The 14,373-nt window shown below is 72.1% G+C and carries 15 protein-coding genes; 6 read left to right on the forward strand and 9 right to left on the reverse strand.

Annotation, left to right across the window (positions count from 1 at the left end):
* Positions 1-43 precede the first annotated feature (43 nt).
* Positions 44-1,399: a cation:dicarboxylate symporter family transporter gene (locus tag ACFFJG_RS14555; RefSeq protein ID WP_378519503.1), complete on the reverse strand. Its 1,356-nt coding sequence runs from the start codon at positions 1,397-1,399 to the stop codon at positions 44-46.
* 133 nt (positions 1,400-1,532) lie between these two features.
* On the opposite strand from ACFFJG_RS14555, the gene ACFFJG_RS14560 reads away from it, so the two are divergent.
* Together ACFFJG_RS14560 and ACFFJG_RS14565 are read left to right on the forward strand one after the other, a co-directional pair.
* Positions 1,533-3,128: a sensor histidine kinase gene (locus tag ACFFJG_RS14560; protein ID WP_378519504.1), complete on the forward strand. Its 1,596-nt coding sequence runs from the start codon at positions 1,533-1,535 to the stop codon at positions 3,126-3,128.
* Positions 3,125-3,811 (forward strand): response regulator, encoded by a 687-nt coding sequence (locus tag ACFFJG_RS14565; RefSeq protein ID WP_378519505.1) that lies wholly within the window; start codon positions 3,125-3,127, stop codon positions 3,809-3,811. Before ACFFJG_RS14560 ends, ACFFJG_RS14565 begins: the two co-directional genes overlap by 4 nt.
* A gap of 7 nt (positions 3,812-3,818) precedes the next feature.
* Here ACFFJG_RS14565 and ACFFJG_RS14570 read toward each other — a convergent pair whose 3' ends face one another.
* Positions 3,819-4,079, reverse strand: coding sequence for a hypothetical protein (locus tag ACFFJG_RS14570; RefSeq protein ID WP_378519506.1), 261 nt, complete (start codon positions 4,077-4,079; stop codon positions 3,819-3,821).
* Positions 4,080-4,498: 419 nt separating this feature from the next.
* Positions 4,499-5,935, reverse strand: coding sequence for a glycine hydroxymethyltransferase (locus ACFFJG_RS14575; RefSeq protein ID WP_378519507.1), 1,437 nt, complete (start codon positions 5,933-5,935; stop codon positions 4,499-4,501).
* A 376-nt stretch (positions 5,936-6,311) separates the two neighbouring features.
* On the opposite strand from ACFFJG_RS14575, the gene ACFFJG_RS14580 reads away from it, so the two are divergent.
* The 4 genes from ACFFJG_RS14580 to ACFFJG_RS14595 all read left to right on the forward strand — a co-directional run bounded on the left by ACFFJG_RS14580 (position 6,312) and on the right by ACFFJG_RS14595 (position 9,742).
* On the forward strand, positions 6,312-8,024 hold the full coding sequence (locus tag ACFFJG_RS14580) for a nitrite/sulfite reductase (protein ID WP_378519508.1): 1,713 nt from the start codon (positions 6,312-6,314) through the stop codon (positions 8,022-8,024).
* Positions 8,021-8,176 carry a hypothetical protein gene (locus ACFFJG_RS14585; RefSeq protein ID WP_378519509.1) on the forward strand — a complete coding sequence of 52 codons (156 nt, stop codon included), beginning with the start codon at positions 8,021-8,023 and terminating at the stop codon, positions 8,174-8,176. The genes ACFFJG_RS14580 and ACFFJG_RS14585 overlap by 4 nt, the downstream gene beginning before the upstream one ends.
* A complete protein-coding gene (locus tag ACFFJG_RS14590) occupies positions 8,173-8,916 on the forward strand; it encodes a phosphoadenylyl-sulfate reductase (RefSeq protein WP_378519510.1) in 744 nt (247 codons plus the stop codon). Before ACFFJG_RS14585 ends, ACFFJG_RS14590 begins: the two co-directional genes overlap by 4 nt.
* An 82-nt stretch (positions 8,917-8,998) precedes the next feature.
* The gene (locus tag ACFFJG_RS14595; protein WP_378519511.1) at positions 8,999-9,742 is read left to right on the forward strand and encodes a sirohydrochlorin chelatase; all 744 of its coding nucleotides are present in this window, start codon (positions 8,999-9,001) and stop codon (positions 9,740-9,742) included.
* Between the two features lie 102 nt (positions 9,743-9,844).
* Here ACFFJG_RS14595 and ACFFJG_RS14600 read toward each other — a convergent pair whose 3' ends face one another.
* Genes ACFFJG_RS14600 through recA form a run of 6 tightly spaced genes read right to left on the reverse strand, consistent with a single transcriptional unit; the run spans position 9,845 to position 14,235 of the window.
* Positions 9,845-10,231: a DUF3037 domain-containing protein gene (locus ACFFJG_RS14600; RefSeq protein WP_378519512.1), complete on the reverse strand. Its 387-nt coding sequence runs from the start codon at positions 10,229-10,231 to the stop codon at positions 9,845-9,847.
* Positions 10,228-10,992: a HipA family kinase gene (locus ACFFJG_RS14605; RefSeq protein WP_378519513.1), complete on the reverse strand. Its 765-nt coding sequence runs from the start codon at positions 10,990-10,992 to the stop codon at positions 10,228-10,230. The genes ACFFJG_RS14600 and ACFFJG_RS14605 overlap by 4 nt, the downstream gene beginning before the upstream one ends.
* The gene (locus tag ACFFJG_RS14610) at positions 10,989-11,843 is read right to left on the reverse strand and encodes a PPK2 family polyphosphate kinase (protein WP_378519514.1); all 855 of its coding nucleotides are present in this window, start codon (positions 11,841-11,843) and stop codon (positions 10,989-10,991) included. The genes ACFFJG_RS14605 and ACFFJG_RS14610 overlap by 4 nt, the downstream gene beginning before the upstream one ends.
* A gap of 32 nt (positions 11,844-11,875) precedes the next feature.
* Positions 11,876-12,364 carry a phosphoribosyltransferase gene (locus tag ACFFJG_RS14615; protein WP_378519515.1) on the reverse strand — a complete coding sequence of 163 codons (489 nt, stop codon included), beginning with the start codon at positions 12,362-12,364 and terminating at the stop codon, positions 11,876-11,878.
* Positions 12,365-12,410: 46 nt separating this feature from the next.
* On the reverse strand, positions 12,411-13,193 hold the full coding sequence (locus tag ACFFJG_RS14620; RefSeq protein WP_378519516.1) for a regulatory protein RecX: 783 nt from the start codon (positions 13,191-13,193) through the stop codon (positions 12,411-12,413).
* The gene (recA, locus tag ACFFJG_RS14625) at positions 13,183-14,235 is read right to left on the reverse strand and encodes a recombinase RecA (protein ID WP_378519517.1); all 1,053 of its coding nucleotides are present in this window, start codon (positions 14,233-14,235) and stop codon (positions 13,183-13,185) included. The genes ACFFJG_RS14620 and recA overlap by 11 nt, the downstream gene beginning before the upstream one ends.
* Positions 14,236-14,373 lie beyond the last annotated feature (138 nt).

Raw genomic sequence — 14,373 nt, forward strand, 5'->3', positions numbered from 1 at the left:
AGCGCCCCGGACCGGGGTCCGGGGCGCTCGTGGAGCGGGTGGGTCAGTGGGTGGCGGCGGGCTCGCGGGCGGGGGCGCCGTGGTCGTCGACCATGGTCGCCTCGTCGAAGCGGTCCTCGCCGGCCAGCACCCGGTCGAGCTGGGCGCGGTCGAGGGTGCCGGTCCAGTGGCCGACCAGGATGGTGGCGACCGAGTTGCCGGCGAAGTTGGTGACCGCGCGGGCCTCGGACATGAAGCGGTCGATGCCGACGATGAGGCCGACGCCGTCCAGCAGCTCGGGGCGGTGGGAGGACAGGCCGCCGGCAAGGGTGGCCAGGCCGGCGCCGGTGACGCCGGCAGCGCCCTTCGAGGCGATGATCATGAACAGGAGCAGGGAGATCTGCTCGCCGATCGACAGCGGCTTGTCGAGGGCGTCGGCGATGAAGATCGAGGCCATCGTCAGGTAGATCGCGGTGCCGTCGAGGTTGAAGGAGTAGCCGGTCGGCACGACGACGCCCACCGTGGTCTTCTCGACGCCGGCGTGGTTCATCTTGGCGATGAGGCGCGGCAGGGCCGACTCGGACGACGAGGTCGACACGATCAGCAGGAACTCGCGGCCGAGGTACTTCAGCAGGCTCCAGATGTTGATGCCCGTGACCAGCTTGAGGATCGCGCCGAGGACGACGAACACGAACAGGAAGCAGGTGAGGTAGAAGGCGACCATGATCGTGAGCAGGCTCTTGATCGCGTCGACGCCCGTCTCGCCGACGACGGCGGCGATCGCCGCGAACGCGCCGACCGGGGCGGCCCACATGATCATCGCGAGCACCCGGAACACCAGCCGCTGGACGTGCCCGATGCCGTTCAGGATCGGCTCACCCGAGCGGCCCATCGCCTGGAGCGCGAAGCCGACGAGCAGCGCGACCAGCAGGGTCTGCAGCACCTCGCCGGAGGTCAGCGAGGACAGCAGCGAGTCCGGCACGATGCCCTGGATGAACTCCGTCGTGGAGCCGTGCGCCTCAGCGGCCTGCTCCTTGCCGACGCCGGCGAGGTCGTCGGAGAGGTTGAGGCCCTTGCCCGGGTCGAGCAGGTTGCCCACCACCATGCCGATCGCCAGCGCAACGGTCGACATGGTGAGGAAGTAGCCCAGCGCGAGCCCGCCGACCTTGCCGACGCTCGCCGCGTTGGCCACCGAGCCGACGCCGAGGACGAGCGTGCAGAAGATGACCGGCTGGATCATCATCTTGATCAGGGCGACGAACGTGGTGCCGATCCACTTGAGCTCCACCGCGAAGTCGGGGAACACCAGGCCCACGACGGCGCCGAGCACCACCGCGACGATCACCGCGATGTAGAGGTAGTGGGTGCGGTCGCGGCGCGCCTCGGGCGCGTCCGGTGCCGCCGACTGCGTGCTGGTCATGGGTCCTCCTGTGCTCCGGGCACCGGCGGGTGCCGGTCAGGCCACCATCGTGGTGAGGACTGTGAAGGTCGTCACCCTTTCGTGCGTTGTGTTCGCCGTCACAGCGCGCGGACCGGTGGGGCACAATGCGCGCATGAGGCGTCGCACCGACGGCGAGAGCCCGGTGGCCCGCCAGATCCTGCTGCTGCAGGTCGCCGTCGTCGTCGTCCTCGTGGTCACCGCGGTCGCCCTGGCGTCCTGGGACGCGCGGCGCGACCTGCGCTCGGCGGCGCGCGACCAGGCGACGGCCGTCGCCCGGTCGGTGGCCGACTCGCCCTTCGTGCGCGAGGAGGTGCGTTCCCCCGACCCGACCGCCGCGCTGCAGCCCTTCGCCGAGGAGGTGCGCGTCGACACCGACACCGACTTCGTGGTCGTGATGGACACCGACCGCGTCCGCTGGACCCACCCGGACCCCGCCCAGATCGGCCGCCGCTTCGTCGGCGGCATCGGCGGCGCCCTGCAGGGGCGCGTGTTCACCGAGGAGTACGCCGGCACGCTGGGGCCGTCGGTGCGCGCCGTCGTGCCGGTCGTGGTCGACGACCGCGTGGTGGCGCTGGTGGCGGTCGGCATCACCGTCGACCGCATCGACCAGCGCCTGCGCGACGACCTGCCGGGCATCGCCCTCGCCGCGGCAGCCACCCTGCTCGCCGGGCTCCTCGGCGCCTGGCTGATCGCGCGCCGCCTGCGCCGCCAGACCCACGGCCTCGGCGAGCGCGAGATCACCCGGATGTACGAGTACTACCGCGCGGTGCTCGGCGCGGTCCGCGAGGGACTGCTGCTGGTCGACTCCGACCTGCGCGTGCAGCTCGTCAACGAGGAGGCCGAGCGGCTGCTCGCCCTGCCCGCCGACGTGGAGGGGCGCCCGCTGTCCGAGCTCGGCCTGCCGCCGGGCCTGGTCGCCGCGGTGGAGCGGCGGACGACCGTGGCGGACGAGACCTACGTCCTGGGCCAGCAGGTGCTCGTGCTGAGCACCTCTCCGGCGTACTGGGACCAGGACGAGGTGGGAGCCGTCGTCACCGTGCGCGACCGCACCGAGCTGCAGGCGGTGACCGGCGAGCTCGACCTGGTGCGCGGGCTCACCGAGTCGCTGCGCGCGCAGAACCACGAGGCCGCCAACCGGCTGCACACCGTGGTGTCGCTGGTCGAGATGGGCCGCCCCGAGCAGGCGGTGGAGTTCGCCACCGACGAGCTCCAGGTCGCGCAGGACCTCGCCGACGAGCTGGTCTCGGCGGTCGAGGAGCCGGTGCTCGCGGCGCTGCTCCTCGGCAAGACCGCGCAGGCGGCCGAGCGCGGCATCACCCTCGACATCGACGGCGAGCTGCCCGCCCGCCTGCCGGTCGGGGGACGCGACCTCGTCGCGCTCGTGGGCAACCTGGTCGACAACGCCTTCGACGCGGTCGCCGAGACGCGGGCGCTGCGCCGGCAGCGGGTGCGGGTCGCGCTCGCGGGCGACGCCGACCACCTGCGCATCGAGGTCGACGACTCGGGGCCGGGCGTCGCGCTCGACGACCGGCAGCGGGTGCTGGACCGCGGGTGGTCGAGCAAGGCCGACGAGGGCCGCGGACTCGGGCTGGCCATCGTCTCCCAGGTGGTCGCCCGCCACGGCGGCCACCTCGAGCTCGCCGACTCGCCGCTCGGCGGCGCCCGGTTCGCGCTCGTCGTCGACGCCCGCCACGAGGCCGCCCGGTGAGCGTGCGGGTCCTCGTCGTGGAGGACGAGGAGGTCGCGGCCGAGGCCCACGCGCTCTACGTCGGACGGGTCCCCGGCTTCGAGCTCGCCGGCGTGGCGCACTCCGCCGGGGAGGCGGTGCGCCTGCTCGAGCGCGACGGCGCGGTCGACCTCGTGCTGCTCGACATGCACCTGCCCGACGGCCACGGTCTCGGGCTCCTCCAGCGGCTGCGCGCCGAGGGCCGCCCCCTCGACGTGATCGCCGTGACCTCGGCGCGCGACAGCGAGGTGGTGCGCCGCGCGGTCTCGCAGGGCGTGGTGCTCTACCTCCTCAAGCCGTTCACCTTCGCTGCCTTCCGCGGCAAGCTCGAGCAGTACGCCGACTTCCGCGCGCGCCTGGCGAGCGCGCCCGGCGACGTGGTGCAGGACGACGTCGACCAGCTCTTCGGCGCGTTGCGCAGCGGACCCACCGGCGAGGCGGTGCCGAAGGGGATGAGCCTCGACTCGCTGCGCCACGTCGTGGAGGCGCTGCGCGAGGCGCCGGACGGGCTGTCCGCCGCCGAGGCCGCCACGGTCGTCGGGGTGTCGCGGGTGACCGCGCGGCGCTACCTCGAGCACCTCGCCGACGAGGGCCGGGTCACCCGGTCTCCGCGCTATGGCGGCACCGGGCGGCCCGAGGTCGGCTACGTGTGGGTGCGCGACTGAGGCACGCTCAAGTCAGGTCGAGCGACGCCAGGATCTTGGGATAGTCCGGCGGCGGCTCCGGGTCGTCGCCCATCATGACGGCGTTGACCTGCACCAGGGTGCGACCCTTGAGCAGTGCGCGTGCGAACGACATCGCCGTCTGCCCGCCTCGCTCGACGCGGATCGTGATGTCGCGACCCGGCGCCCCGTCGTAGGTCACCGTCCTCTCGGCGACGACGGTGCCGCCGGTCCGGCGCGCTGATCCGGCCGATGCCTGGTCGAGGTCCATCGCAAGGCCTCTCGGGAACGTCGTCGTCGAGACGGCGAAGGCGACCTCGCTCGAGCTGCAGCTCCACGTGCGGGTGTCCACCCGGACACCTGACGCGAGGGTGACCGGGATCGTCTCCTCCACGGTCGGACAGGGCAGGGCGACGCTGAAGCCGTCCCGTGTCAGCACACGGAAGCCCGCCGGCACCGACGGTCCTGCTGACGGGTCCGCCGTCGTGGCGGCTGCGGACGGGACGGATTGCTGGACCGGCTCGGAGCTCGGCGCAGCGCCGCTCGAGAGCCCGCAGCCACTGAGCAGCGCACCGCCGGTCACCAGCAACGTCGAGGCAATCCGTCGTCTCACACCCCACCCCCGTCGGTCTGCCCGTGCGCGCAGGCGAAGCCAACCACGGGAAGGCGCGCGCCGGGTAGTGCTTCGGCTCAGCCGAGGACGAGCCCGGGGTAGAGCGGGTGCTTGTCGAGCATCTCGGCGGAGCGAGCGGTGACGCGCTCGGCCACCCCGTCGGCGACGACGTAGGACGCCTTGCTCGGGCCACCTGCCTTGGTGGTGCCGGCCTCGGTGTTGCTGAGCACGTCAACGATCAGGTCGGCGACCGTGTCGAACTCGTCGTGGCCGAAGCCGCGGGTGGTGAGCGCGGGCGTGCCGAGGCGGATGCCCGAGGTGTACCAGGCGCCGTTGGGGTCGGCGGGGACCGAGTTGCGGTTGGTGACGACACCGGCGTCGAGCAGCGCCGACTCGGCCTGGCGGCCGGTGAGGCCGAACGACGACACGTCGAGCAGCACGAGGTGGTTGTCGGTGCCGCCGGTGACGAGGTTCGCGCCGCGGCTCAGGAAGCCCTCGGCGAGCGACTTGGCGTTGTCGGCGATGCGCTGGGCGTAGTCCTGGAACTCGGTGGTGCGGGCCTCGGCGAACGCCACGGCCTTGGCGGCCATCACGTGCGAGAGCGGGCCGCCGAGCACCATCGGGCACCCGCGGTCGACGTCGGCGGCGAACTCCTCCTGCGCCAGCACCATGCCACCGCGCGGACCGCGCAGCGACTTGTGGGTGGTCGTGGTGGTGAGGTGGGCGAAGGGGACGGGGTCCTCCTCGCCGGTGAACACCTTGCCGGCCACGAGGCCGGCGAAGTGGGCCATGTCGACCATGAGCACGGCGCCGACCTCGTCGGCGATCTCGCGCATCTTCGCGAAGTTCACCCGGCGGGGGTAGGCGGAGTAGCCGGCCACGAGGACCAGCGGCTTGAACTCGCGCGCTTTGGCGGCCACGGCGTCGTAGTCGAGCAGGCCCGTCTCCGGGTCGGTGCCGTACTGCTGCTGATGGAACATCTTGCCGCTGATGTTGGGGCGGAACCCGTGGGTCAGGTGGCCGCCGGCGTCGAGCGACATGCCGAGCAGCCGCTGGTTGCCGAGCTCGTGGCGCAGCGACTCCCAGTCGGCCTCGGTGAGCTCGTTGACGTTCTTGGCCTGGAGCTTCTCGAGGTACGGCGACTCGACGCGGTTGGCGAGGATCGACCAGAAGGCGACCAGGTTGGCGTCGATGCCGGAGTGGGGCTGGACGTAGGCGTAGGGGGCGCCGAACAGCTCGCGCGCGTGCTCGGCGGCGAGCGACTCGACGGTGTCGACGTTCTGGCAGCCGGCGTAGAACCGGTGACCGACGGTGCCCTCGGCGTACTTGTCGCTGAACCACGTGCCCATCGTCATGAGCACGGCCGGCGAGGCGTAGTTCTCCGAGGCGATCAGCTTGAGCGAGCCACGCTGGTCGGCGAGCTCCTGGCGGGTCGCCTCGGCGATCCGCGGCTCGACCGAGGCGATGACCTCGAGGGCCTGGGAGTACGCGCTGCTGATCAAGGAGTCCGTCATGGCCCACAGCCTAGAGGTCGCGCGGACGCGCGCACGCGAGGGTGGCGCCCGCTGGGCACGGCACGCTCGCGGGTGGCGCTGGTGTGACCTGGACCGCACCGGGGTGCTGCGCCACGCCTGCCGAACCGGCGCTCGTCTCACATCGTGGCGGACGATCCCACGATTCGAGATTTCATCTTGTGGAAGGGGTGTCCATCACGTGAGACTTCTTGACATGGTCACCGCCTCCACCCACACGCACCTCGTGGTCCGACGTCACGTCGACCTCATGCGTGTGGGCAGCGCGACCTGTTGGCATCGCTGACGCCGCCAGTAGTCCTCCACCGCGCCCACCGTCGCGCGCGGCACCCCCTCAGCGAACAGGATCCTCCTGACCATGCCTGACCTCCGGTTCAAGCCCCAGGCCGCCCAGTCCACCGACATCCCGCGCCCCAAGCGCGCGGAGGGGCAGTGGGCCCTCGGCTACACCGAGCCGCTCAACAAGAACGAGCAGTCCAAGAAGGACGACGACCCGCTCAACGTCCGCGACCGGATCCTGTACACCTACTCGCGGCGCGGCTTCGACTCCATCGACCCGGCCGACCTGCGCGGCCGGTTCCGCTGGATGGGCCTCTACACCCAGCGCGCACCGGGCTTCGACGGGGGCAAGACCGCCCAGCTCGAGGAGGAGGAGCTCGACGACCGCTTCTTCATGATGCGCGTCCGCACCGACGGCGCCGTCCTCGACGCGGCCGCGCTGCGTGCGCTGGGCGAGGTCTCCACGACGTACGGCCGCAACACCGCGGACATCACCGACCGCAACAACATCCAGTACCACTGGATCGAGATCGAGAGCGTCCCGGCGATCTGGGAGCGGCTCGAGGCGGTCGGGCTGACCACCCTGGAGGCGTGCGGCGACAGCCCGCGCCCCTTCCTCGGCTCCCCCGTCGCCGGGATCGCCAAGGACGAGATCATCGACGGCACCGCGGCGCTCGAGGAGATCAAGCGCCGCATCCTGGGCAACCCGGACTTCTCCAACCTGCCGCGCAAGTTCAAGACCGCGCTCACCGGCCACCCGAGCCACGACGTCGCGCCCGAGGTCAACGACGTGTCGTTCGTCGGCACCGTCCACCCCGAGCACGGCCCGGGCTTCGACCTCTGGGTCGGCGGCGGCCTGTCCACCAACCCGATGCTGGCGCACAAGCTCGGGGTGTGGATCCCGCTCGACGAGGTCGCCGACGCCTGGGAGGGCGTCGCCGGCATCTTCCGCGACTACGGCTACCGACGGCTGCGCTCGAAGGCCCGGCTGAAGTTCTTGCTGGCCGACTGGGGCAAGGAGAAGTTCCGCGAGGTCCTCGAGAACGAGTACCTCCACCGCTCGCTCGTCGACAACCCCTCCCCCGTGGCGCCCGTCACCGCCGGGGACCACATCGGCATCCACGAGCAGAAGGACGGCCGGTTCTACGTCGGCGCGGCGCCGGTCGTCGGCCGCATCGACGGCACCACGCTCAGCGCCCTCGGCGACCTCGTCGAGCAGTACGGCGCCCGCGGTGCGCGGCTCACGGCGTACCAGAAGCTCGTCGTCATCGGCGTGGCCGCCGAGGACACCGAGGCGTTCGCCGACGACCTCGAGAAGATCGGCCTCACGGCGCGGCCCAGCAACTGGCGCCGGGCCACGATGGCCTGCACGGGCATCGAGTTCTGCAAGCTCGCCATCGTCGACACCAAGGAGCGCGCCCGCCGGCTGGTGACCGAGCTCGAGAAGCGCTTCCCCGACCTGGACACCCCCATCTCGATCAACGTCAACGGCTGCCCCAACGCGTGCGCGCGCACCCAGGTCGCCGACATCGGGCTGAAGGGCCAGCTGGTCATGGACGCCGACGGCCAGCAGGTCGAGGGCTTCCAGGTGCACCTGGGCGGCTCGCTCGGGCTCCACCCCGTCATGGGCCGCAAGCTGCGCGCCCACAAGGTCACCAGCGCGGGCCTCGACGACTACGTCACCGCGGTCGTCTCCGCCTACCTCGACGACCGCGCCGAGGGCGAGCGCTTCGCCGACTGGGTGACCCGTGCCGACGAGGTGCTGCTGCGCGGGGAGCCGGTCGCGTCATGAGCGAACGCGCACAGCCCTTCCACTGCCCCTACTGCGGGGACGTGGACCTGTTCCCCCAGGAGGGTGCGGGGGCCTGGGAGTGCCGCTCGTGCCTGCGCGCCTTCACGGTGCGGATGACCGGGATGATCCGGCCGGGCGGGGGCGCGACATGAGCGCCTCCACCCAGGCCGCCCGCGACTTCAAGGGCACCCACACCGAGGGACGTACGCCCGAGGAGCTGCGCGAGCTGGTCTCCCACGTCGGTGCCGAGCTCGAGCTCGCGCCGGCCGAGGTGATCGTCGAGTGGGCGGTGGCCACCTTCGGTGACCGCTTCGCGATCACCTCCTCGATGGGCGACGCGGTCCTGGCGCACCTCGCCTCGAAGGTCGCCCCCGGCATCGACGTCGTCTTCCTCGACACCGGCTACCACTTCGTCGAGACCATCGGCACCCGCGACGCGGTGGAGGCCACGCTCCCGGTCACCCTCCGCACGGTCAGCGCCCCGCTCACCGTGGCCGAGCAGGACGAGCAGTACGGCAAGGACCTCTACAGGACCGACCCCGACCTGTGCTGCGCGCTGCGCAAGGTCAAGCCCCTGGCCGACACCCTCGCCGACTACGACGCCTGGGCCACCGGACTGCGCCGCGCGGAGACCCACAACCGGGTGATCGCGCCGGTCGTCGGCTGGGACGCCCGCAAGGGCAAGGTCAAGGTCTCGCCCCTGGCCCGCTGGAGCGACGACGACGTCGACCGCTACGTCGCCGAGAACGGCGTGCTGGTCAACCCGCTCGTGCAGGACGGCTACCCCAGCATCGGCTGCTGGCCGTGCACGCGGCGCGTCGCCCCCGGCGACGACCCGCGCAGCGGCCGCTGGGCCGGCACCTCGAAGACCGAGTGCGGGATCCACCAGTGAACGCACCCCGCTCCACCTCCCGCGACACCGTCGTCGCACCCACGAAGAACCGCTCCACCACACAAGATCGGAGGCACCCCTGATGGCTGCTCCTGCTCTGGTCGCCCTGGCCCACGGAAGCCGGGACCCGCGTTCGGCCGCGACGATCAAGGCGCTGGTCGCCGAGGTCCGGACCATGCGTCCCGACCTCCGCATCGAGACGGCGTTCCTCGAGCTGTCCAAGCCCGGCTTCGACACGGTCGTCGACCGTCTCGTCAAGGCCGGCCACGACGAGATCGTGGTGGTCCCGCTGCTCCTCACCGAGGCCTACCACGCCAAGGTCGACGTCCCCCGGGCGATCGCCGAGGCGATGGCCCGCCACGAGGGCGTGCGCATCAAGGCCAGCCGGATCCTCGGCATGGAGTCGGCGTTCCTCGAGGTGCTCGACATCCGCCTGCGCGACGCGCTCAAGGACGCCCGGGTGCGCGAGCTCGACGCGCTCGTGCTGGCCGCCGCCGGCTCGTCCGACCCGCTGGCCAACCAGTCGGTGGCCCGCATCGCCCGCGCCTGGGGCACCCGCCACCGGCTGCCGGTGACCGCGGCGTTCGCCTCGGCCGCTCCCCCGGCCACCGGCGAGGCGGTGCGCGCGTTCCGCGCCCAGGGCAAGCGCCACGTCGCGGTCGCGTCCTTCTTCCTCGCGCCCGGCAAGCTGCCCGACCGCGCCACCGAGCTCGCCCTCGAGGCCGGCGCGGTGGCGGTGTCCGACCCGCTCGGCGCCCACCCGGCCGTCGCGCGCGCCATCCTGGCCCGCTACGCCGTCGGCGCCGTCGAGCTCGTCCCGGTGTGACGCGCTGACGCCCGTGCACGACCCGTCCAGCTGACGCACCTGCACACGTACGCCTCTCGAGCTGACGCATCTGCACACGACCTGCTGTGCAGGTGCGTCAGCTCAACCGACCAGGCGCTCGCGGAGGTGCGCGAGCTGCCGGGCGGGGTCGTCGGTGACCCCGCCGTGCACCGGACCGGGCTGGAGGACGGTGCTCCGCGGGGCCTTGAGGAAGCCGAAGCGCTGGCCGAGCGGCTGGCGGGCCGCCTCACCGGCGCGCGCGTCGCCGCGGCACACCCGCTCGACGAACGCCAGCGACTCGCAGACCTGGTCGACGTCGAGCCCCGGGTCGAGGGCGCGCAGCCGCTCCCGGTCGCACGACCAGTCGGCGTCGAGGAAGTCCGCGGACTGGCAGTGCAGGACGACGCCGACGTTGAGGAACTCCTCGCGGTCGGGGCGGGGCACGCAGCGCAGCACGACGTACTGGTAGGCCATCCGCGGGGCGGTCACCGGGGAGCCTCCGGCAGCCACTGGCGCGTGCCGAGACGGGCGGTGAGGAAGGCGACGTAGGCCGCTCGCAGCTCCTCGGGCGTCTCCGCGCCGGGGACCGGTTCGAGCCAGACGTCCGGGACCTCGGCGAGCACCTCCGCGAAGACCTCGGGCCCGAGGGCGCCGCTGATCTCCTCGTCGAGCTCGCGGGCGCGGGCCGCGCACGTCTCGAAGACGTGGCCCGACACGTCCCACGGCTGCGCGGCGAAGCGGGCCGGGTCGCTCACCCCGGAGCGCCAGCCGTGGTGGAAGTAGAGCGAGGCACCGTGGTCGATGACCCACAGGTCGCCGTTCCAGACCAGCAGGTTGGGGTTGCGCCACGAGCGGTCGACGTTGGCGGTGAACGCGTCGAGCCACAGCACGCGCGCGCCCTCGTCGTCGGCCGTGGCGACCTGGCCGTCGACGCCGAACGAGCCGGGGAGGAAGTCGATGCCGAGGTTGGGCCCGACGCTGGCGTTGAGGAGGTCCTGCACCTCCTCGTCGGCCTCGTAGCGGGCCAGCTCGGGGTCGAGGTCGAGGACGACGAGGCGGGGCGTACGCAGCCCGAGACGCGTGGCCAGCTCGCTGACGACGACCTCGGCGACGAGGACCTTCGCGCCCTGGCCGGCACCGCGGAACTTGCAGACGTAGGTGCCGAGGTCGTCGGCCTCGACGACGCCGGGCAGGCTGCCGCCCTCACGGAGCGGGGTGACGTAACGGGTGACGGTGACGGTGGGGATCACTGGACCGGCGACTCCGCGGCCAGCCGCTGCTGCTCCGCCTCCACGTCGAAGTCGGCCTCGGGCCAGGCGAGGTCCAGGCCGCGCAGGGTCTCGAGGAGCAGCTGGCCGATGGCCAGGTTGCGGAACCACTTCTTGTCCGAGGGCACCACGTGCCACGGTGCGAGCTGGGTGCTGGTGCGCTCGAGCACCACCTCGTACGCCTCGCGGTAGGCCGCCCAGTGGGCGCGCTCGTCGAGGTCGCCTGGGTTGTACTTCCAGTGCTTCTCCGGGTTGGCCAGCCGCTCGGCGAGGCGGGCCTTCTGCTCCTCGGCGCTGATGTGCAGCATGCACTTGATGATCGAGTACCCCTCGCCGACCAGACGGGCCTCGAAGTCGTTGATGGCGCCGTAGCGTCGCTCGATCTCGTCGGGCTCGGCAAGGCCGTGCACGCGGGCGATCAGCACGTCCTCGTAGTGCGAGCGGTCGAAGACGCCGATGAACCCTGCCGGCGGCAGGCCCTTCTCCACGCGCCAGAGGAAGTCGTGGGCCCGCTCCTCCTCGGTCGGCGCCTTGAACGAGGTGATCCGCACGCCCTGGGGGTCCACCAGGCCGATGGTGTGGCGCAGCACCCCACCCTTGCCGCTGGTGTCCATGCCCTGCAGGACCAGCAGCACCCGCTGCTCGGAGCCCACGGTGCACTGGGCCCACAGCCGCTCCTGGAGGTCGGACAGCTCGTCGCCCATCGCGAACAGCGTGTCCTTGCCCTCGCTCTTCGAGCCGTCGAAGCCCGGGGCGACATCGGTCTCGATCGTGGTCAGGTCCACTGGACCGGCGGGCAGCCGGAGGGCCTCGGTGATGGCGGACGTCGTCATGGGCACATCATGGCCCACCGGCCCGCGCCGCCTCAGTGCGCCAGGCCGTCGCCGACCACCGGCGGCAGCACCGACCACGGGAAGTCGATCCACCGGTCGGTCGTGCGCCAGGAGTAGTCGGGGGTGATGACCGAGTGGGGCTTTTCGTAGATGACCACCGTCCGCGCCTCCGCGACGTGTCCCTCGCAGAAGTCGTGGACCAGCTCGAGGGTGCGTCCGGTGTCGGCCACGTCGTCGGCGACCAGCACCTTCAGCCCGGACAGGTCGATCGCCGCGGGCGTCGGCGGCAGCATGATCGGGACGTCCAGGCGCTGGTCGACCCCGGTGTAGAACTCGACGTTGACCACCGACAGGTTCTTCACCGCCAGGGCGTAGCCGAGTCCCATGCCCAGCGCGAGGCCGCCCCGGGCGATCGACAGGATCATGTCGGGCGCGAACCCGGAGTCGGCCACGGCCTGGGCCAGCTCGCGGGTGGCGGTGCCGAACAGGTCGTAGGTGAGGACCTCACGCTCGTCGTTCACGCCGCCCATCCCACCAGAGGACGTCGAGCGGGCGGAAGGGGGGTGATCAGAGGTCGGGCGGCTCGAGGTCGTCGACGCCCTCGACGTCGGCCAGCGCCTCGCGCACGACGGCGAAGGCCAGGCCCGAGGAGTACCCCTTGCGTGCCAGCAGCCCGGCCAGCCGCCGGGTGGCGACCTGCGGCTCGAGACCGCGCATCGAGCGCAGCTTCTTGTCCACCAGCGCCCGGGCGGCAGCGCGCTGGTCGTCGTCGTCGATCTGCTCCAGCGCCTCGGCGGCGGCCTCGTCGGCGACGCCCTTGCGGCGCAGCTCCTGCCGGAGCGCGCGTGGCGCCAGCCCGCGGCTGCGGTGGCGGCTCTCGACCCACTGGCGGGCGAAGGCGGCGTCGTCGATCAGCCCCACCTCGGTGAACCGGTCGAGCAGGCCGGCGGCGATCTCGTCGGGCACGCCCCGCTTCGCCAGCTTGTCGGCGAGCTCCTGACGCGTGCGGGCCTGCCCGGTCAGGGTGTCGAGCAGGACCCTGCGGGCGACCGCCTCGGGGTCGGCCTCGACCTCCGCGGCGGCGGCCTCCGCGCGCGCGAGCTTCGCCGCCTCGCGCTCCTCCCAGGTGCGGTGGCGGGCGCGCCCACCGGCGCCACCCTTCTGGCGGCCGGAGCGGGCCGACCGACGGGGTCGACCCGGCTCCTCGTCGCCAGTGCTCCCGGCAGGGCCACCGGGCTGCCGCGACCCCGGCGCGGTCGGCGTGGACGGGGTCTCCCCCACCCATGCCTTCACGCCGAGGCCGACGTCACCGACCCAGTCGGGCGCCGGACGGCGCTCCTCAGAAGTCATCGACCCCGATGGGCTCGTCGCTCAGGCCGTCGGCGGGGGCGTCGACGACCGGCGTCACGCCGAGCTTCTCCAGGATCAGCTTCTCGATCTCGTTGGCGAGGTCGGGGTTGTCGCGCAGGAAGTTGCGCGAGTTCTCCTTGCCCTGGCCGAGCTGGTCGCCCTCGTAGGTGTACCAGGCGCCGGCCTTGCGGATCAGGCCCGCCTCGACGCCGACGTCGATCAGGCCGCCCTCGCGGCTGATCCCCTTGCCGTACATGATGTCGAACTCGGCCTGCTTGAACGGCGGGGCGACCTTGTTCTTGACGACCTTGACGCGGGTGCGGTTGCCGACCATGTCGGTGCCGTCCTTGAGCGTCTCGATGCGGCGCACGTCGAGGCGCACCGAGGAGTAGAACTTCAGCGCGCGACCACCGGTCGTGGTCTCGGGCGAGCCGAACATCACGCCGATCTTCTCGCGCAGCTGGTTGATGAAGATGGCCGTGGTGCCGGCGTTGTTGAGGGCACCGGTCATCTTGCGCAGCGCCTGGCTCATCAGGCGGGCCTGGAGGCCGACGTGGCTGTCGCCCATCTCGCCCTCGATCTCGGCCCGGGGCACGAGCGCGGCCACCGAGTCGATTACGATCAGCGACAGCGCGCCGGAGCGGATCAGCATGTCGGCGATCTCGAGCGCCTGCTCACCGGAGTCGGGCTGGGAGACGAGCAGGGCGTCGGTGTCGACACCGAGGGCCTTCGCGTACTCCGGGTCGAGCGCGTGCTCGGCGTCGATGAAGGCGACGATGCCGCCGGCCGCCTGGGCGTTGGCCACCGCGTGGAGGGCGACCGTCGTCTTTCCGGAGGACTCCGGACCGTAGATCTCCACCACGCGACCGCGCGGGAGACCGCCGAGGCCGAGCGCCACGTCGAGGGCGATCGACCCCGTGGGGATCACCTCCAGCGGTGCACGCGTCTCGTCGCCCAGTCGCATGACCGAGCCCTTGCCGAACTGCTTCTCCACCTGGGCGAGGGCGGCGTCGAGGGCCTTCTCGCGATCTGCACCAGCCATGGCTGTGTCCCGTTCTAGTCGTCGTGTGAGGTGAGGTACGTCTGCGACGCTAGGGCGAGCCACCGACAGTCCCTGATCAGGACCGCCACGGCTGTGGACAACCTCGCCCCTCGTCGTACCTGTGGATGCACAGTAGCC

This window comes from Nocardioides zeicaulis (genome assembly GCF_042432345.1).
GTDB classification, from domain to species: Bacteria; Actinomycetota; Actinomycetes; order Propionibacteriales; family Nocardioidaceae; genus Nocardioides; species Nocardioides zeicaulis.